We start from the raw sequence: 18616 nt of genomic DNA, 5'->3' as shown, positions 1-18616 counted from the left end.
TTTCTTATTCTCCAGTTTACAAATGAGTGATACGTTAGATGTGGTTAAATTATATCATTGGGAGGGAGAAACGATGAAAAAGAGTATTTGGAGAAAGGTATTTTCGGTGACGGTGTTATCATCGATGATCTTTGGGACAACCACTGGGATGACTGCAGAGCCGGTGGAAGCGGAAGGAGAAAAGAACCCGGAAATTAAGAACGTTATTTTCTTAATTGGAGATGGTATGGGTCCTGCCTATACGACAGCTTATCGATACTTAAAAGACAATCCGGATACGAAGAAGATGGAACAGACTGCCTTTGACCCACATTTAGTAGGCATGCAATCAACATATTCATATGATCCTCACTTCGATGGCGGTCCTGATGATGAAAAGGAAAATATCCCGGACTCTGCTGCTACGGCAACTGCTATGTCCTCCGGAGTGAAAACCTATAACGGGGCAATTGCTGTTGACTTACAACAGAAAGATACCCAAACAGTGCTTGAAGTAGCGAAGAAAAAAGGGAAGGCAACCGGACTCGTTTCTACTTCACAAATTACACATGCAACACCGGCAGCCTTTGGTTCACATGAAAATTCTCGTCAAAGCTATAATAAAATTGCTGATGATTATTATGATGATTTAATTAATGGCGAACATAAAGTGGATGTTCTCCTCGGAGGCGGTACGGACTACTTTGTGCGGGATGACCGTAACCTGGCCAAGGAATTTCAGAAAAATGGATATAATTACGTAACTTCTACAGAAGGTTTAATGAGTAACGAAAGTGATCAGTTGTTAGGATTATTTGCGCCTGTGGGTCTTGATAAGGCAATCGATCGTCCTGAAAAGCAGCCTTCGCTTCAACAAATGACTTCGGAAGCGTTGGAAACGTTAAGTCAGGACCAAGATGGTTTTTTTCTTATGGTAGAGGGCAGCCAAATTGACTGGGCGGGTCACGACAATGATGTTGTGGCTGCGATGAGTGAGATGGAAGATTTCGAAAAAGCATTCCAGGAAGCAATTGAGTTTGCTAAGAAAGATAAACATACATTGGTTGTGGCTACTGCTGACCACTCTACTGGCGGTTTTTCCATTGGTGAAGGCGGGCCGTATAAGTGGAATACCGACGTCATTAAGGCAGCTCAGCACACTCCTGATTACATGGCTCAACAAATAGTGGAAGAAGGAGCAGAAGTGGAAGCAACATTGAATGAAAACATTGATTTTGAGTTAAAATCTGATGAAATCCAAGCTATAAAAGAGGCCTTGGAAACCTCATCTGAAGAAGACCGTTTGACCGAAGTTGATAACGCCATTGAGAAAATATTTAACGAACGATCTGGAACTGGCTGGACGACCAGTGGACATACAGGAGTAGATGTTCCTGTTTACGCGTATGGACCTGGCTCAGACATGTTTGCCGGTCATATTGATAATACCGAGCAAGCGGAGAATATTTTCAAAATCTTAGGTGCGTCTCCTTCTGGAAGTGAAGGTGGGGAACTAGCTGATACGGCGACAAACTACCCTGCTGGAATTATCCTTGGAACACTTCTCCTTGGCGCAGGTGGTATGATCCTTTTCCGGAAAAAGTCTGTTCATTAATATTTCAGCAAAAAAGGTGACCTTATTATGAAAAAGATCACCTTAACGCTCACCACATGCTATCCTTTTGATTATATTTGTCCGGCTCCTGATCGGTATATTGTTCAAGCTGGATTGATTAGTAAAGCCAAAGTGGATAAAGGTTGAAACAAGCCAGCCGCTGCCTCTCATGGGGAGCGGCTGGCTTTTTACGAAATCTTTCTTAACCTTCCGTCTGGATGAAACCAAGCACGTCCTTAATCGTATATAATGAAAAGGTCGTGCCTGGGAGGGTTTAAGCATGAATGAATTGAACGTGTTAGAAGTCGACAAATGTGATGTTAATATAAGGGAACATTCTATTCTTGCGAATGTTTCTATTCGAATCCCTCAAGGAACAATTACGGCATTAGTCGGACATAATGGAGCGGGAAAGTCCACCTTAATAAAAGCTATTATTGGTTCACAAGAAAAATCGGCCGGGAGAATATCAGTTGTTGGAGTCGGTCAAGACGATCAGTTTTCCGAATATAAGCGCCAATTCAGTTATATTCCAGAGGAGCCACTGTTAATGAGCGAGTTAACCGTCTATCAGCATTTTCAACTTTATCAAAAGAGTTACAACATACCAGATGACTCATTTAGAAGAAAGGTGGATCAATATAGTGAAGCATTTGAGTTAACGGATAAATTAGACGATTACCCTGAGTCCTTGTCAAAAGGGATGAGGCAAAAGGCGCAAACAATCTGTGCTTTGCTGCCTGATGTTCCGCTGCTTCTTATTGACGAACCATTTATGGGGCTTGATGTTTATGCGGGGGCATATCTTGAGAGAGTATTAGTAGAACTAAAAAAGGCCGGAACAAGCATTCTTTTAACCACACACCAACTGGACAAAGTACGTGAGCTGGCTGATTATTTTGTGATGTTAAAAGATGGCGCTGTATCTTCAACAGGAGCTGTTGAGGAATTTCATGAACTCGACCGGAGGCACCCATAAATGGAATCCTCAACTTGGACTGTTTATAGATGGGTCAGAGGGGAGCGGGCCAGAAAGAAACGTAACTTGTATAAGCAGGCGTTTAGCTTAAACTTTGATTGGACACTTGCCCTCTATTTAACCATTTACACAGGTATCATGCTGGTTGCGATATATGAGTGGCTGCAGGGTTTCCTACCATTGGTTGAAACCTGGCAAAGTTCCTTCGGTTATTGGCTATGGTTGTTGCCGTTCGCCGTGTTGCTCCGGGCATGCAGTCAGTCCTTCTTTCATCCTGGGGTTTTGTTTACGTCATCTGAATTAAAGATGAGCCTGCTCACTCATTCTAAGCATGGTTTGTTTTGGTTCATAGTAGTGGAACGGGGACTTGTTCATGGTATTGTTTCCTTTACCACAGGTAGTTTAATAGGGATCATCACACCGTTTTCACTTCTGTTTCTATTAAAAGTGGCGGCCATATATAATCTATTTTTCTTGTTAACCATGATGGTTCATTGGAAGATGTATTCGATCTCACGGTGGAAAAAACTTTTCATCATTGTGCTCCTTTTTATAATCGTTGGCAGCCTTCGCTTTTTAATTATAGTGGCAGGCTGGAGTGGCTTCATTGTGGGAGTTATGCTATGTATCGTCTTGATAGGAGTCAACTTCTATATATTGCCCAATGTATTACGACATGTCGATTGGGCTAAAGTTATCAGTGTTAACGATGCTAAGGTTTGGAATATTAAGCTAATCGGGAAAATGACCAATATAGAAATCAAGCCGCCGAAACGTTATGGTATCTTGCAGACGTACTTGCGGAGTCGTCGGGCGAAGCAGCGATTCACAAACATTTACTCCCTATATCATAGGCTTTGGAGAAACCACTTACAGTCTCAGTTTAAATATATAGGGATCACCATTGTCGCTTGTATCGTCATCCTTACGATTTTACCGATACAGGTAGAATGGATGTTATGGATTACAACGCCTATCGCTTTGTTTATTTATATTGAAGTAGCTGTGAGCTTGTTTGAAGAACAATTTCATCAGCAGCCAATTCTCCGCATCCTTCCGATTGAGGAAAAAGGCTGGAAGACGACGTATTTCAAATGGGCGGTATCAGGAGTAAGTTTACTAGCCATCACTTTTTTCATAACCACTTGGTTGCTCTCAGGTCTGGGGATAAGCCTATTCATTCAAGTTATTGGATTTATGTTTTTAGCCGTATATGAACTTCTTCAACAAATTAGGGAGCGAATGTACAAAGTACAAAGACTAAATTATCAAAAAAATGATTTCCTCCAACTTGCTGGTTATGTGTTCCTGGGCTTGGGAATCTATTTTGCGCCGATCATGTTAGCTGTTCTTTTATTGCCATGGATCGGGAAATATATAAAAGCTTCTGATTAAGAACCCTTTCTGATCAAAAGAAGGGATTGTACAGAAGCTTTTAATTCTATTGATTCAGGACTTCATCCATAGAATTGAGCATCATGGACCACGCCTTTTCCGTAGGCTGTATGTAGTCAGCCCAGTTCGGATCCATCTCCACAGTCAAGGTAAGTTTGCTGCCACTATCTGTGGGCGCTATGTTGATTTCAACTCGATCTTTGTCAGGTGAATCTTCTGGAATTCCCCATGTAAACACAATCCGATGAGGGTATCCAATTTCAAGATAATCTCCACGATGATCGATTGCCATACCGTCTCGATGGTCAACGAAAGAGAAGCTGCCCCCCACTCGTGGATCTATTTCGATGCGGCCAACATCTCCATTAGGAAACATCCATTTTTTTACAATTTCAGGGTCTAGCCAAGCCTTGAAAATTTCCTCTGGCGATTGAGTGAAGGGGTGAGTGACAACTGCTTTTACCTTTTCATTCATATGCCTATTCTCCTTTAATAGGTTATTTAGTTCTCATGTTACCATTACCCGAGTAATAAAATCGAACCAAGTAAAATAAACTATACTGAAATAAAATTTCTAATTATCTGTCACTTTATTGACAAAATAGTTCAGTAAGACTATGATTAGAGCAACTTAATTTTTTTAAAATATTATGAAAGCGCTTTATAACAACTTAGATGAATTAGCTGCTCGTTGAAAAGTAGAGTGGTGAATCTCCAGTGAAATGGATGTTCAGTTCGCTAGGAAACAACATTAACCACGGCATGAAGGGTTGATGCGTTTCATATATTTAATTTAATCAAAGGGGGAAGCAACTTGAAGAAGGTATTCAAAGGTCCTGTTTTGTTCGGGTGGATAGCAATACTTAGCTTAATTCTAGTTGTAGGCTGTTCATCAGATGAAGAAGCGTCTTCTAATGGGGAGAACAGTGAGCTTATGAACGATGGAAAGGTAAATGGCGAGCTTGAAATCCAGTATTTTGTCGGCGGATATGGAGACTCCTGGTGGAAAGAGGTTATTGCAGATTTCAAAGAAAAGTATCCTGATGTAACCGTAACGGAGCATGCCGGTCCAAATATAAACGAAGAGATGAGATCGCGCTGGGTTTCAGGGGATCCGCCTGATGTTGTCTATATCGATGGGGCTGGCTCCAGTGAAACACAGATGGTTGAGGACGGTCAGCTTATGAACCTAACCGATTGGGTGAAGGATGTTGAGGTTGACGGTAAACCTATTTTAGAAAGTTTTATTGTAGATCCGGCTAAATATGATGGGGAAATCTATTCTTTACCACTAGTCTTTGATACTTGGGGAACCTGGTATGATGAAGCATGGTTCGAATCAGAAGGTTACAAGGTGCCAACTGACTTTGAGAGCTTTATGAGCACAATGGGGGATATTAAAGAAGGCGAGGGCATCGCCCCGTTTGTGACAACTGGACAACACCCTTACTACTTCCTTCGTGGGATGTTATACCCTGCCTTTGGAGCAGCCGGCAGAGATCAACTCCTTGAAGACGTTATTACAGGGAAGGAAGGTGCCTGGACGAGTGAACCTGTTCTTGAGGTTATGAAAAAAGTGGAACAAATGCAGAAAGAGGGCTATATCGATAAAGGATTTGGGGCTTTGAATCATACCCAATCCCAAATGAACTTCCTTCTTCATAAAAATGCATTTATTCCTGTAGGGTTTTGGCTGCCAAATGAAATGGAGAAGGATAAGCCGGAAGACTTTAAATATGGATTTATTCCTTCCCCCATGCAGGATGCAGGCGAGCCTTTTGCGGTAGTTCCTGACTTGCGTCCACTGGCGATTGCTGAGGAAGCGGATAACCCTGAAGCTGCGAAAGCCTTTGTGGATTTTGTATTTACGAAAGAGTATGCAACTTTATTCTCTGAACATACGGGAGCGATTATGAACATCAATGGTGTGGATTTGTCCGAGAATGAAAATGTTCCAAGTTACCTTATCGAAGCAAATGCGATGATAAACGATCCAGAGCAAGTTCAAATCTATCAAAAACCACATCCAATGAGTGCCGATTTGGAAACACCAATTAGTAATGCATTAGTGTCGTTAATGCTTGGCAATATTACAGCAGAAGAGTTTTGCCAACAGGCTGAAGAAGCTGCTGCTGAGTATCGAAACAGTAAGTAAGCAAGTGAGATGTTTACGGTATGGAATATAGGGGCTGCTGTCTTTATATTCCATACTTCTTTATATCTCCAAAGAAAGAGGGGATTAAGGTGGTACAATCTAAAAAACAAAAGTATCTGTTCTTAGCCTTTTGTTTAATTCCAACCTTTGTGATGTTCTCTATTTTTACTTTATATCCATTGTTCAGTGGCTTATACTATTCCTTTTTTGAATGGTCTGGTGCTTCACAGGACAAGGAGTTTATTGGATTTAGCAATTACATACAACTAATAAATGACGAGATCATCCCTATGACCATTGTTCATGACTATTTTCTCGTTGCAGCGAAAGTGCTGGGAATTATGGTGTTGGCCCTTTTCTTTGCTGTTGCCTTAACACAGTTAAAGATAAAGGAAGCACCATTTTACCGTATTGTTTTCTTCTTCCCTAACATCATGTCAGTCGTTGTGATCGGGATTCTATGGACGTTCATTTACAATCCAAGCTTGGGACTGATTAATTCCGGACTGCAGTTTATCGGATTAGAAGACTGGGCCCGGCCGTGGTTAGGGAGTGAAAAATGGGCGCTCCCTAGTTTAGTAATTCCATCTGTCTGGGCAGGGATTGGTTTGTTCATGCTAATGCTTATGGGCGGGATTGCTAATGTTTCAAAAAGTTATTATGAAGCAGCGGAAATAGACGGTGCTAATGAATGGCAGCAGTTTTGGAAAGTAACCTTGCCGCTTGTCTGGCCGCAAATCAAAATCTCTATTCTTTACATCGTGATTACCACATTAAATGGGTCATTTATTATCGTTCAGATCATGACGGGCGGGGGCCCTAATAATTCTACTCACGTTATGGGGTCTTATTTATACGAACAGGCCTTTGTGCAATATAACTTTGGTTATGGCGCAGCGATTGGGGTTATGATCTTAATCTTGTCCCTAGTTACCGTGTTGATCCTGCAATTCTTTATGCGTCGTGAGAGAGTAGAATACTAAGGTGATCGAGACGAAGGAGGGGAGAATGTGAAACGTAGTAGTTTAGGGCATATCATGAAGAGAACGGGAATTCGAATTCCGTTGGTTCTATGGTCGCTTGCTGTGCTTTATCCAATCATATGGATGTTTATTGGTTCCTTTAAATCAAATGGCGAGATTTATGCAAACCCGTGGGGGCTGCCAAAGTCTCTTAATCTGGAAAATTTTACGACGGCCTGGACAGAATACAATATTGATACCAGCGTATTTAATAGTTTGATTGTCACGGTCGTAGGTGCTTTGTTAACGCTGGTCCTTGCAATTCCAACAGCCTACGCTATCGAACGTCTGCGCTTCCGTGGCAGTCAATTATTATTCACCCTGTATGTTTCAGCCATGATGATTCCAATGGTATTAGGATGGATTCCACTATTCTTTTTACTGGCTCGTTTTAATATGCTTGATAATATATATGGACTGGCAATTGTTTACGCCGTAAGTCAGCTTCCTTTCACGATCTTTGTATTAACGAGTTTTATGAGTACAATTCCGAAGTCACTGGAGGAATCAGCGGCTATAGATGGTCTTTCTCCCTATGGGGTACTGTTGAAAATCATTACCCCTCTTTCGATGTCGGGGATCATTACCGTTACCATTATGAACGCGATCCAATTTTGGAATGAATATTTTATGGCACTTATCTTTCTTCAAACAGAAGAAAATTACACGCTGGCACTGGCTATTGATTTCATTAGCAGTGAAGCCCAGTACACGAATGCATGGGGCACCCTCTTTGCTAGTTTAACCATTGCTATCGTCCCTGTTATTATTCTATATGCGATTTTCCAACAGCGTATAGCTAAAGGAATGACGGAGGGAGCGATCAAAGGGTAAACTAATATAAAACTCCGTCAATGCGACTTTATAGACGCCTTGACGGAGTTTATTTTTTTAAAAAGGATTCGTAGCCCACAAACTTGCAGATTTAACAAAGGTCCGCGGGTTAAGTTTGAGCTGTGAAACGATATATTCAGCTAAGTCTTCAGGCTGCATAAGGTGATCTGTGTCCTCGTGTTCTTGATATTGCCCTGAAAAGTTGGTAACTACGCGACTTGGTGTGATCGCGTTCACACGAATATTATGTTTCCTGACTTCTTGCATTAACGATTCGGAGAGACCAAGAATACCAAATTTTGACGCACTATAAGCACTTGAATTTGGAGTTCCTCTTAGACCTGAGGTAGAAGATATATTAACAATGTCTCCGCTTTTTCTTTCCACCATACCTGGCAGAACAGCTCTTGTAATATAATACGTTCCCATCAGGTTAACTTGAATCACTTTTTCCCATTCTTCAGGGTTTAAATCCATGAAGCCTCCATATTTACCAATTCCTGCGTTATTAATCAGGATGTCGACGGGGCCTAACTCACTTGAAACTTTTCTAACGGCTTGATTTACAGAATCAATGTCAGACACATCCCCCTGGGCTACGGATCTCTTTACACCGGTATGTTCAAGTTCAGCTGAAACGTTTTCTATATTCGCTTCAGTTAGTCCCACCAGTCCAACATGTACACCTTCTTCCGCTAACGCGATCGCGGTAGCCCGGCCGATTCCACGGCCGGCTCCGGTAATTAAAGCAACTTTTCCTTGTAGTGATTGCATGAATTATGATTCCTCCTTAATCTCGGACAAAATTTCATAGGAACGCAGGCGTTTCTGGTGATCGTAGATTTGCGAAGTGATCATCAATTCATCTGCTGCTGTATCCTCAATAAACGATTGTAGCTTTTGCTTCACCGTTTCTTTGCTGCCGATAATGGTGGCTCCTAATTGTTGTTGGAGAGAAGCCTTTTCATACTCCGTCCAGACTTCGTCCATGTTTTCCACAGGCGGCTGCAGCGGTATTTCTCGATTTCGGATGATATTTAAGAATTGTTGCTGTAGAGTAGTTGCTAAATATTCAGCTTCCTCATCTGTATCTGCCGCTACTACATTGACCCCTAACATAGCATAAGGGGCATCGAGCGCTTTTGATGGAGTGAAGTTGCGACGATACAAATCCAGGGCAGCCATTGTATTATTTGGTGAAAAATGACTGGCAAATGAGAAGGGCAGGCCAAGCTGACCCGAGAGCTGTGCGCTGAAACCACTTGAACCTAATAACCAAATCGGAATATCCAGGCCATCCCCTGGAACTGCTCTCACACGATTGGTTTCAGACCGCAGTTCAGGGTCAAAGTAAGCACGCAGTTCCTCTAGTTGTTGAGGAAAATCATGACCGTCGCTTCTAGAATCCCTTCTTAGAGCCCTGATGGTAACTGGATCTGTGCCAGGTGCTCGACCAAGACCAAGATCAATTCTTCCCGGGAACAAGGATTCTAATGTACCGAACTGCTCTGCAATAACAAGAGGAGCATGGTTAGGCAGCATAATTCCACCAGACCCAATACGCATTGTTGTTGTATGAGCCGCAACGTGTCCAATAATGACAGAGGTGGCAGAACTTGCGATAAACGGCATGTTATGATGCTCAGCCAGCCAGTATCTGTTGAATCCCCATTGTTCTACATGCTGAGCTAGATCGATCGTATTTTTATAGGCGTCAGATGCTGTATTTCCAACAGTGATGGGGGCCAGATCGAGCACGGAAAACGGTGTGCTTTCTATTTGATTTTGTGCGTATTTATCCGACATGTTTTCATCTTCCTTCTTTAAATACTTGAATACAACTTTATCTTATCAATGAACATTCGAGTCTCAAAATATCCTGCTTTTAAAAAGTTTATTGTGCCGTGGATGAGGAAAAATACTACACAGAGGTCAGAAAAAGGAGCGATATCCATGCCAACACGTAAGGAACAAACCGCTAACGCCCAAACGGACAGCAAGCAGGATTATGTAGATATAAAAATGGGGAATCATGATTTGTTCGTGAAAAAAGGTTATGACATTTTATATACGCTTAATGATTTCTTGCTTGGCATATGGTTCTTAATCGGCAGTATATTCTTTTACTTTGAAGCGTTAAAGGATTGGGGCGTGACATTATTTGTATTAGGAAGTCTGCAAATGTTAATTCGTCCCACTATTCGTTTATTCCACCGCTTTCAGCTGAGGAAACACTATGAAGAAGAATATGAGAGGAAACGATAATCGTTATGTGTAAGTGAGGAAGAGTCAAAGACTTTTTCCTCACTTTTTTTATGGTCAGGCAAAATTCATCATAAATTGACAAAGTCTTCTGAAAAATTTAATTGTAATCGTCCTTAGAACCTTTTATGCTTATAGTACACATAAAAACAGTAGTTATGTTATCGAAATTCTAGCATATGAATAGGGGAGTGAAGATGTGGTAGACGAAACAGCTATTGATCATGATATGTATTTGTTTCATCAAGGAAATCTTCGTTATAGCTATCAGCTCCTCGGTGCACATCTGATGACAGTAGGAGGAAAGCAGGGCGTCCGCTTCATGGTATGGGCCCCGAATGCTGAAAAGATAAGTGTCGTAGGGATGTTTAATGAGTGGGATGGCAGACGGCATCCCATGGAAAAGCTGAATGATAACGGATTATGGTGTTTGTTTATTCCTGAGTTAACCAAAGGCACCCTGTATAAGTATGAGATTTTAACAGCTCACGGGCATTTACAGTTAAAGGCAGACCCTTATGCCTTTGCAAGTGAGCTTCGTCCTCGTACAGCATCGGTTGTGCATCCTCTTGGTGCTTATCATTGGAACGACGAGCAATGGATGAAGCGGCGGGAAGGGATGAATGTCTATGAATCTCCCTTGTCTATCTATGAGCTTCACCTAGGATCATGGAAAAATATTGAGACGGAGATTTACTACAATTATCGTGATTATGCAGAGATGGTGATTCCTTATGTGAAGGAGCTTGGGTACACGCACATTGAGCTTTTACCTTTGACAGAGCATCCATTTGATCGCTCCTGGGGCTACCAGGCTACTGGTTACTATGCTGTCACTTCAAGGTATGGGACGCCGGATGATTTCCGGTATTTCGTGGACCAGTGTCATGCACATGGAATCGGGGTGATTCTTGATTGGGTGCCTGGGCACTTTTGCAAAGATCAGCACGGGCTAAGGCGGTTTGATGGCGAAGCTTTGTATGAATATGCTGATGTGAAAAAGGCAGAAAAGCCTCAGTGGGGAACATTGACGTTTGATTTTGCCAGAAATGAGGTTCAGAGTTTTCTCATCTCAAATGCTATTTATTGGTTGAAAGAATTTCATCTGGATGGTTTGAGAGTTGATGCAGTAGCCAGCATGTTGTACCTGGACTTTGGCAAAGAAGACGGCGAATGGGAAGTTAATGAATATGGAGGAAGAGAGAATTTGGAGGCGGTCGAATTCCTGAAAAAAATGAATGAAGCCATCTTTGATGAGGTTCCCCATGTGTTGATGATGGCGGAGGAATCTACATCGTGGCCGCTTGTTAGCGCACCTACATACACAGGGGGACTCGGGTTCAATTATAAGTGGAATATGGGCTGGATGAATGACATGCTTCAATATATGCAGTTGGATCCGATTCACCGAAAGCATCATCATCATTTAATGACCTTCTCGCTTTATTATGCCTTTTCAGAGAACTTTGTACTCCCTATCTCCCATGATGAGGTAGTTCATGGGAAGAAGTCGCTGCTTAATAAAATGCCGGGCGACTATTGGCAGAAGTTCGCCAACCTGCGCTTATTTCTTGCTTATATGTACGCCCATCCAGGCAAAAAGCTGCTGTTCATGGGGAGTGAATTCGCGCAATTTGATGAATGGAAGGATATGGATGACCTGGACTGGGAACTTTTGGATTATGAATCACATAAGTCTATTTTCAATTATATGAAGCAACTGCATCAGTTGTATCAGGAAATGCCTGCTCTTTGGGAACTTGATCATGAGCAGGAGGGATTCTCCTGGATAGATCCGCACAATACTGAGCAAAGTATTCTATCTTTTGTCCGCAACAGCCGATCGCCCAATGATCAGCTTGTGGTTGTTTGTAATTTTACTCCAGAAGTGTATCACGATTATAAAGTAGGGGTGCCGGAAAATGGTACGTATAAAGAGATCTTCTCAAGTGATGCAATCCATTTCGGAGGATCAGGACAAACGAATGGCCTTAAGCTTGAAACGACAAAGCAGTCGTGGCAAGGGCAGGATTATCACATTCACATGAGGATCCCGCCATTAGCTGTAAGTTTTCTAAAATGTATATCGAAATCAAAGGAGGATACCCATGCAAGGTAAAGAATGCGTAGCTATGCTATTAGCTGGTGGTCAAGGTACAAGGTTAAAATCACTCACGAAGAAAATCGCTAAGCCTGCCGTTTATTTCGGAGGCAAGTACCGAATTATCGATTTTCCATTAAGCAACTGTACCAATTCTGGAATCGATACCGTTGGGGTCCTGACGCAATATGAGCCGCTAATATTAAATAATTATATTGGAATCGGCTCATCCTGGGATTTGGATCGAAAATATGGAGGAGTGTCGGTTCTTCCTCCATATATGCGGTCAGGGGGAGGCGGCTGGTACACCGGAACAGCCAATGCCATCTATCGGAATCTCGATTTTTTAAATCAATATGAACCTGAACACGTCCTGATCCTGTCCGGGGATCATATTTATAAAATGGATTATGGAGAATTACTTGACTACCATCGTGGCAGTGGAGCGGATGCGACCATCTCTGTCATTGAAGTACCCTGGAATGAAGCCAGCCGCTTCGGCATTATGAATACAGATGGCCAGGGGCGGATTACAGAGTTTGATGAGAAGCCGGAGTATCCGATGAGCAACCTCGCTTCCATGGGAGTGTACATTTTTCGCTGGGAAGTTTTGAAAAAGTATCTGATCGAGGATGAGGAGAAAAGTCATTCCTCTCACGATTTTGGAAAAGATATTATCCCTGCGTTGCTTGCTGATCAGAAGAGGTTAATGGCCTATACATTTGAAGGGTATTGGAAAGATGTTGGTACAGTCGAAAGCTTGTGGGAAGCCAATATGGATCTTCTAAAATCAAATCCTGAGCTCAATTTGAGTGACCAAACGTGGAGAATTTACTCAAAGAACCCCAACCAGCCTGCCCAATATATATCTCCTGCGGCTTCAGTGCGCGGAGCTTTGATCAATGAAGGCTGTCGCATTTATGGCCAGGTCGAAATGTCGGTTATATTTTACGGAGTACATGTGAATGAAGGATCGATTGTCAAAGATTCAGTGATTATGCCTAATGTGAAAATCGGTAAAAATGTAAAAATCTATCGGTCTATTATTTCAGAGGGCAGTGTGATTGAGGATAATGCTGTAATCGGAAACCCATCCCCTGAAAGTGATATCACGTTAATTGCAGATGAAGGGAGTGTCATGGCAACCAGTTATGCAGCCAATAATTAAGGAGGAGAATCTCATGGATCGTATGGCCGGCATTATTAATTTAGATCATGAACAAGATGTACTTGAGGAGCTCACTTATTTCAGGTGTGGAGCAGCGGTTCCCTTTGCGGGGCGTTATCGAATGATTGACTTTGCCATTTCAAATATGACGAATTCACGGATTGAGTCGGTAGCTGTATTCACTCGACGCAAATATCGTTCTTTAATGGACCACTTGGAACAGGGGAAGGCATGGGAATTAGATCGTAAGCGTGGGGGATTGTTTATTTTGCCACCAGATTGGAACGACCCGACTGATATTTCCCGCGGTGATCTTCAGCATTTTCATAATAATATTGATTTTATTCATCGCACTTACGCGGACTACATTCTAGTATCTGGATCACAGAATATATGTAACATCAATTATCAAGATGTTCTGGAGGCTCATAAAGAATCGAATGCTGATGTGACGGTCATTTATAAAAGTGTAGAAGAGCTATATCCGGAACATAATTTCGCTCATAAGCTCAACTTTGATGGAAACCAAAGGGTTACCGCTATCCATAATGATAAACAGAATACCAATGTGTACATGGATATGTATGTGATCGATAAAAACTTCCTGCACAAGTTGATTGAAGAGGGGATTGCACACGGCAGCTCACATTTTTTTCTGGATGGAATCAAGGCAAAGCTTCCTGATATTCATATTCATGGCTATGAGTATAATGGTGTTCATGCGCTGATCAACTCTGTTGAGAGCTATTATCGCCACAGTGCGAACCTACTTAACGAAGCGAACCATAGTGAATTATTTAAAGAAGATTCCCCGATTTTTACAAAAGTGAAAAACGAGGCCCCTGCGAAGTATTCACCGAATTCACATGTTACAAATACGCTTGTGGCAAATGGATGTTTAGTAGATGGTGAGGTAGAAGACAGTATTCTATTCCGAGGAGTTAAGGTAGGAGAAGGGGCTGTTGTGAAAAATTCAATCATTATGCAGCGCTGTGAAATTGGAAGTGGCGCAGTGCTTGAAAATGTTATTTTAGATAAGGATTGCAAAATCTCGCAGGGACGTACGTTAATTGGTGCCCCAGAAAAGCCCTTTGTGTTAGCGAAACGTAAAACCATGTAGATTTCCGGGAGGGAACTGTCTGAAGCTACTATTCTGGCAGTTCCCCTTTTACATAATAGCGAAAATAGAGGAGTGGATCATAGGTGAACGTGTTAATGGTTGGATCAGAGTGTACGCCTTTTATTAAAACAGGTGGTCTGGCAGATGTACTTGGGTCTCTGCCTCAGGCTCTAGTAGAGCAGGGGCATCAAGTCCGGGTTGTTCTGCCTAAATATGAAGAAATGAACGACGAGTGGAAGGATCAGCTGACATTATTACATAAGCTGAATGTCCAGATTGGCTGGAGGAATCAGTATGCGGGGGTAGAGTATCTGGAATATGATGGGATCCCTGTGTACTTCATCGATAATGAATATTATTTTAAACGCTCCAATTTATATGGGTATGAAGATGAAGCAGAGCGGTTTGTATTTTTTAATAAAGCAGTGCTTGAGATGGTACGAACGATCGAATGGCGTCCTGATATTTTGCATTGTCACGATTGGCAGACAGGCTTGATTCCTGTGTTTCTGCATACTCATTATCAAGCTGATGAAGCATTAAACGGTATGAAAACGGTGTTTACGATTCATAATTTGAAGTATCAGGGGATCTTTGCGGATTCAGTACTCCACGATTTAATGGATTTGGACGAACAGATGATGACAGAAGATCGATTAGAGTTTTTCGGGGATATCAATTTTATGAAGGGAGCCTTGAATTACGCGGATGCGATCACAACAGTAAGTGAAACTTATGCAAAAGAGATTCAAACTCCTTATTATGGGGAAAACTTAGACGGAGTGCTTAGAAAACAATCGGATCGATTAGCGGGAATTGTAAATGGGATCAATACAAAAGATTACAATCCGCTAAGTGATGAATCTCTAGCCTTTCCATTTCGCAGTTCATTAGTGAAAAAGTTCCAAAATAAAATGTGGTTGCAAGAACAGCTGCAATTGCCTGTAAGAAAGGATGTCCCTATGATAGGGATTGTTTCCAGGCTTGTTGAGCAAAAAGGTTTTGACCTTGTTGCCAGAGTCATGGACGAGCTTTTATATCATGAGGATATTCAATTAGTGCTTCTTGGTACAGGTGAACAAGATTATGAAAAAATGTTTGAGTGGGCGCAGGTAAAGTATCCAGAAAAGGTATCTGCGAATATTATGTTTAACGAGTCACTATCCAGGCAGGTGTATGCTGCGAGTGATATGTTCCTTATGCCTTCCCGCTTCGAACCGTGCGGGATAGGTCAGTTAATTGCATTGCGCTATTTAGCTGCACCGATTGTCCGGGAAACGGGTGGACTCGTAGACACGGTCCAGCCGTTTAATGAACAAACAGAAGAGGGGAACGGATTCACCTTTACAAATTATAATGCGCACGACATGCTGTTTACGATCCGCCGTGCGCTTGAGCTTTACCATGAAGAGGACGGGTGGAAAAAGTTAGTGAAAAATATGGTAAAAACTCAATTCCCGTGGAAACATTCAGCACGTCGATATAGTGAGGTGTATGAGTCGACGTTTCAATAGCAGTGAACGAATGGAGGATGCGATATGTTTAACAGCAAAGAGGAGTTCATACAGGCCTTTTCTGAAAAGCTAAGAACAACAATCGGGAAAGAAGTAGAAACAGCGACAGAACAAGATGCGTATCGATCCCTTGGTGCGTTAGTTAAAGATCATATCAACAAAAATTGGCTGCAGACGAATCAGCAATACGAAAAAGAACAACCGAAGCAAGTCTATTACTTTTCGATGGAGTTTCTAATAGGGCGTCTGCTAGGCAACAATCTGCTAAATTTGCAGATGCTTTCAATCGTAAGAGAAGGGTTGACAGATTTAGGGTTTTCTCTGGCAGATCTTGAAGAGGTAGAAAATGATGCAGGCCTTGGTAATGGCGGGCTCGGGAGATTAGCTGCGTGCTTTCTGGACTCTTTAGCTTCCGTGGGGCTGCCCGGTCATGGCCATGGAATCCGCTACAGATATGGCATGTTTGATCAAAAACTGATCGATGGTTATCAAGTAGAACTGCCTGACCCATGGCTTTCTGAACCTTATGTCTGGGAAGTTCGCCGTCCTGAAGATGCTGTTGAAGTTCGATTTGGCGGGTATGTAGATACGGGGGTGACTCCTGAGGGCCAGTTGACTTTTGAGCACAAGAACTATGAACAAGTGAGAGCTGTGCCGTATGACGTGCCTGTAGTCGGCTATCAAAATGAAACCGTTCATACACTTCGGCTGTGGTCAGCTGAAGCGACACAGGATGATACCCTAGCTTTGGCTTATAAGCAGAGTATGTCTGGTAACTACCTTACACATAAGCGGTCTTTAGAAGAAACCTCTGATTTCCTTTATCCTGATGATTCCCATGAAGAGGGGAAGAGACTGCGATTGAAGCAGGAGTATTTTCTCGTTTCAGCTGGTGTACAAAGTGTGCTTCGTTCCTTTGAACGCATGGAGCTTCCATTGTCTTCCTTTCCTGAAAAAATAGCTCTTCATATTAATGATACGCATCCTGTCCTCGTCATTCCTGAATTGATGCGTGCCCTAATCGACGAAAGAGGAATGAGCTGGGAAGACGCTTGGGAGATCACACAATCGTCGGTGTCTTATACGAACCATACTACACTCCGTGAAGCGCTGGAGACGTGGCCGATCGGCTTAGTACGTGAGCTCCTTCCAAGGCTCTATATGATTATCGAAGAAATCAACGAGCGTTTTTGCCAAAGCCTTTGGAAACAGGGTCCAGGTGACTTTGACCGAATTGCGCAGCTTGCGATCATAGCTGACGGTCAGGTGAAGATGGCTCATTTGGCGATTGTGGGGAGCCACAGCGTCAATGGTGTGGCAAAATTGCACACCGAGATCCTAAAATCACGGGAAATGAAAAAGTTCTACGATGTTTTTCCGAAACGTTTTACTAATAAAACCAACGGTATCACTCATCGGCGCTGGCTCGTGCATACGAATCAACCGTTAGCTGACCAGATCACGGAAGCAATAGGAGACCATTGGATCACTCAGCCGGAACGGTTACAAGATTTGCTGGCAAAGAAAGACGACTCAGCTTTTTTAGATCAATTAGGAAAGGTTAAACAGCAAAATAAACAGCAGTTGGCTGCATTTATTAAGGATGTTACAGATATTACCGTTGACACGCAATCTATGTTTGATGTCCATATTAAACGGCTCCATGGGTATAAACGCCAACTGTTAAATGCCCTGCACATTATGTACCTTTACCATGAATTAAAATCAAATCCATCCTTTGAAATGACACCTAGAACATTTATTTTTGCCGCGAAAGCAGCCCCAAGTTACTATTTTGCCAAGAAGGTAATCAAACTTATTACTACGATTGCAGATGTTGTGAACGACGATTCTGACATACAAGGTCTAATGAAAGTAGTCTTTCTGCCGAATTATTCAGTGTCTATGGCTGAGAAAATCATTCCGGGAACGGATGTGAGTGAACAGATTTCAACGGCGAGTAAAGAGGCATCAGGGACTGGAAATATGAAATTGATGATGAACGGAGCATTGACGCTGGGAACGATGGATGGAGCCAATGTTGAAATTCATGATCTGGTAGGGGACGATGCCATTTATACGTTTGGGCTAAGCTCGGAAGAAGTGCTTCACTATGCACACCATGGTGGTTACTCTGCAAGAAAAGTGTATGATTCGGATGCACGTGTGCGCCGCACCGTAGACCAGCTCGTCCATTACAGTCCATTTTCAAAAGGAAGTACCGAATTTCAGGATCTCTATGATTCACTGATAACGTACAATGATGAATATTTTGTTCTCAAAGATTTTGCCAATTACATTGCAACCCAGCAAAGAATTGGCTATGACTATCTACAAAAACGAGACTGGAATATGAAGAGCTTGATCAATATTGCCCATTCCGGCAAGTTCGCAAGTGACCTTACGATCCAACAGTATGCATCACAGATATGGAATATACAGCCTGTAAACATAGTAAGGTGAAACAGAGAA

General features: G+C 42.3%; 15 protein-coding genes and 1 pseudogene. 13 read left to right on the top strand and 3 right to left on the bottom strand.

The features are described 5' to 3' along the window. Positions 1-73 precede the first annotated feature (73 nt). The 4 genes and pseudogenes from P9989_RS20900 (at position 74) to P9989_RS20890 (ending at position 3968) form a co-directional block, all read left to right on the top strand. Complete coding sequence (locus P9989_RS20900) at positions 74-1594, top strand: alkaline phosphatase (protein ID WP_283076762.1); 1521 nt, start codon at positions 74-76, stop codon at positions 1592-1594. Positions 1595-1633: 39 nt separating this feature from the next. Beyond that, positions 1634-1741 (top strand): annotated as a pseudogene (locus P9989_RS21755) (class D sortase); the annotation flags it as partial. Between the two features lie 133 nt (positions 1742-1874). Next, complete coding sequence (locus P9989_RS20895) at positions 1875-2573, top strand: ABC transporter ATP-binding protein (protein ID WP_283076761.1); 699 nt, start codon at positions 1875-1877, stop codon at positions 2571-2573. Beyond that, positions 2574-3968, top strand: a complete 1395-nt coding sequence (locus P9989_RS20890; RefSeq protein WP_283076760.1) for a hypothetical protein — start codon at positions 2574-2576, stop codon at positions 3966-3968. Positions 3969-4014: 46 nt separating this feature from the next. Here the strand turns inward: P9989_RS20890 and P9989_RS20885 are convergent, their stop codons facing one another. Further along, positions 4015-4443 (bottom strand): SRPBCC family protein, encoded by a 429-nt coding sequence (locus P9989_RS20885; RefSeq protein WP_283076759.1) that lies wholly within the window; start codon positions 4441-4443, stop codon positions 4015-4017. A gap of 339 nt (positions 4444-4782) precedes the next feature. On the opposite strand from P9989_RS20885, the gene P9989_RS20880 reads away from it, so the two are divergent. From P9989_RS20880 to P9989_RS20870, 3 genes are all read left to right on the top strand, one after another. Beyond that, positions 4783-6123 carry an ABC transporter substrate-binding protein gene (locus tag P9989_RS20880; RefSeq protein WP_283076758.1) on the top strand — a complete coding sequence of 447 codons (1341 nt, stop codon included), beginning with the start codon at positions 4783-4785 and terminating at the stop codon, positions 6121-6123. A gap of 89 nt (positions 6124-6212) precedes the next feature. After that, positions 6213-7106: a carbohydrate ABC transporter permease gene (locus P9989_RS20875; RefSeq protein ID WP_283076757.1), complete on the top strand. Its 894-nt coding sequence runs from the start codon at positions 6213-6215 to the stop codon at positions 7104-7106. Positions 7107-7160: 54 nt separating this feature from the next. Continuing rightward, positions 7161-7979 carry a carbohydrate ABC transporter permease gene (locus P9989_RS20870; protein ID WP_283079008.1) on the top strand — a complete coding sequence of 273 codons (819 nt, stop codon included), beginning with the start codon at positions 7161-7163 and terminating at the stop codon, positions 7977-7979. Positions 7980-8036: 57 nt separating this feature from the next. On the opposite strand, the gene P9989_RS20865 is transcribed toward P9989_RS20870, so the two are convergent. Both P9989_RS20865 and P9989_RS20860 read right to left on the bottom strand, forming a co-directional pair. After that, positions 8037-8753, bottom strand: coding sequence for a 3-ketoacyl-ACP reductase (locus P9989_RS20865; protein ID WP_283076756.1), 717 nt, complete (start codon positions 8751-8753; stop codon positions 8037-8039). Positions 8754-8756: 3 nt separating this feature from the next. After that, positions 8757-9785, bottom strand: coding sequence for an LLM class flavin-dependent oxidoreductase (locus P9989_RS20860; protein WP_283076755.1), 1029 nt, complete (start codon positions 9783-9785; stop codon positions 8757-8759). 147 nt (positions 9786-9932) lie between these two features. Here P9989_RS20860 and P9989_RS20855 point away from each other — a divergent pair, with 147 nt between their 5' ends. The 6 genes from P9989_RS20855 to P9989_RS20830 all read left to right on the top strand — a co-directional run bounded on the left by P9989_RS20855 (position 9933) and on the right by P9989_RS20830 (position 18607). Next, positions 9933-10244, top strand: coding sequence for a YrhK family protein (locus P9989_RS20855; RefSeq protein ID WP_283076754.1), 312 nt, complete (start codon positions 9933-9935; stop codon positions 10242-10244). A gap of 226 nt (positions 10245-10470) precedes the next feature. Beyond that, entirely contained in the window at positions 10471-12360 is a 1890-nt protein-coding gene (gene glgB, locus P9989_RS20850; protein WP_283079007.1) for a 1,4-alpha-glucan branching protein GlgB, read from the top strand. Beyond that, positions 12350-13510: a glucose-1-phosphate adenylyltransferase gene (locus P9989_RS20845; RefSeq protein ID WP_283076753.1), complete on the top strand. Its 1161-nt coding sequence runs from the start codon at positions 12350-12352 to the stop codon at positions 13508-13510. Before glgB ends, P9989_RS20845 begins: the two co-directional genes overlap by 11 nt. Before the next feature lie 13 nt (positions 13511-13523). Next, the gene (glgD, locus tag P9989_RS20840; protein ID WP_283076752.1) at positions 13524-14630 is read left to right on the top strand and encodes a glucose-1-phosphate adenylyltransferase subunit GlgD; all 1107 of its coding nucleotides are present in this window, start codon (positions 13524-13526) and stop codon (positions 14628-14630) included. Between the two features lie 83 nt (positions 14631-14713). Continuing rightward, entirely contained in the window at positions 14714-16144 is a 1431-nt protein-coding gene (glgA, locus tag P9989_RS20835) for a glycogen synthase GlgA (protein WP_283076751.1), read from the top strand. 24 nt (positions 16145-16168) lie between these two features. Then, positions 16169-18607 carry a glycogen/starch/alpha-glucan phosphorylase gene (locus P9989_RS20830; RefSeq protein WP_283076750.1) on the top strand — a complete coding sequence of 813 codons (2439 nt, stop codon included), beginning with the start codon at positions 16169-16171 and terminating at the stop codon, positions 18605-18607. Positions 18608-18616: the final 9 nt, after the last annotated feature.

It is taken from the genome of Halobacillus naozhouensis, from assembly GCF_029714185.1.
In the GTDB taxonomy this organism is placed as follows: Bacteria; Bacillota; Bacilli; order Bacillales; family Halobacillaceae; genus Halobacillus_A; species Halobacillus_A naozhouensis.
This window is presented reverse-complemented; position numbering and strand designations above follow the sequence as displayed.

Bases quoted from the DNA above. Each gene is read 5' to 3' on its own strand.
- P9989_RS20900 (WP_283076762.1), top strand. From the start codon at position 74: ATGAAAAAGAGTATTTGGAGAAAGGTATTTTCGGTGACGGTGTTATCA.
- P9989_RS20895 (WP_283076761.1), top strand. From the start codon at position 1,875: ATGAATGAATTGAACGTGTTAGAAGTCGACAAATGTGATGTTAATATA.
- P9989_RS20890 (WP_283076760.1), top strand. From the start codon at position 2,574: ATGGAATCCTCAACTTGGACTGTTTATAGATGGGTCAGAGGGGAGCGG.
- P9989_RS20885 (WP_283076759.1), bottom strand. From the start codon at position 4,443: ATGAATGAAAAGGTAAAAGCAGTTGTCACTCACCCCTTCACTCAATCG.
- P9989_RS20870 (WP_283079008.1), top strand. From the start codon at position 7,161: ATGAAGAGAACGGGAATTCGAATTCCGTTGGTTCTATGGTCGCTTGCT.
- P9989_RS20865 (WP_283076756.1), bottom strand. From the start codon at position 8,753: ATGCAATCACTACAAGGAAAAGTTGCTTTAATTACCGGAGCCGGCCGT.
- P9989_RS20860 (WP_283076755.1), bottom strand. From the start codon at position 9,785: ATGTCGGATAAATACGCACAAAATCAAATAGAAAGCACACCGTTTTCC.
- P9989_RS20855 (WP_283076754.1), top strand. From the start codon at position 9,933: ATGCCAACACGTAAGGAACAAACCGCTAACGCCCAAACGGACAGCAAG.
- glgB (WP_283079007.1), top strand. From the start codon at position 10,471: ATGTATTTGTTTCATCAAGGAAATCTTCGTTATAGCTATCAGCTCCTC.
- P9989_RS20845 (WP_283076753.1), top strand. From the start codon at position 12,350: ATGCAAGGTAAAGAATGCGTAGCTATGCTATTAGCTGGTGGTCAAGGT.
- glgD (WP_283076752.1), top strand. From the start codon at position 13,524: ATGGATCGTATGGCCGGCATTATTAATTTAGATCATGAACAAGATGTA.
- P9989_RS20830 (WP_283076750.1), top strand. From the start codon at position 16,169: ATGTTTAACAGCAAAGAGGAGTTCATACAGGCCTTTTCTGAAAAGCTA.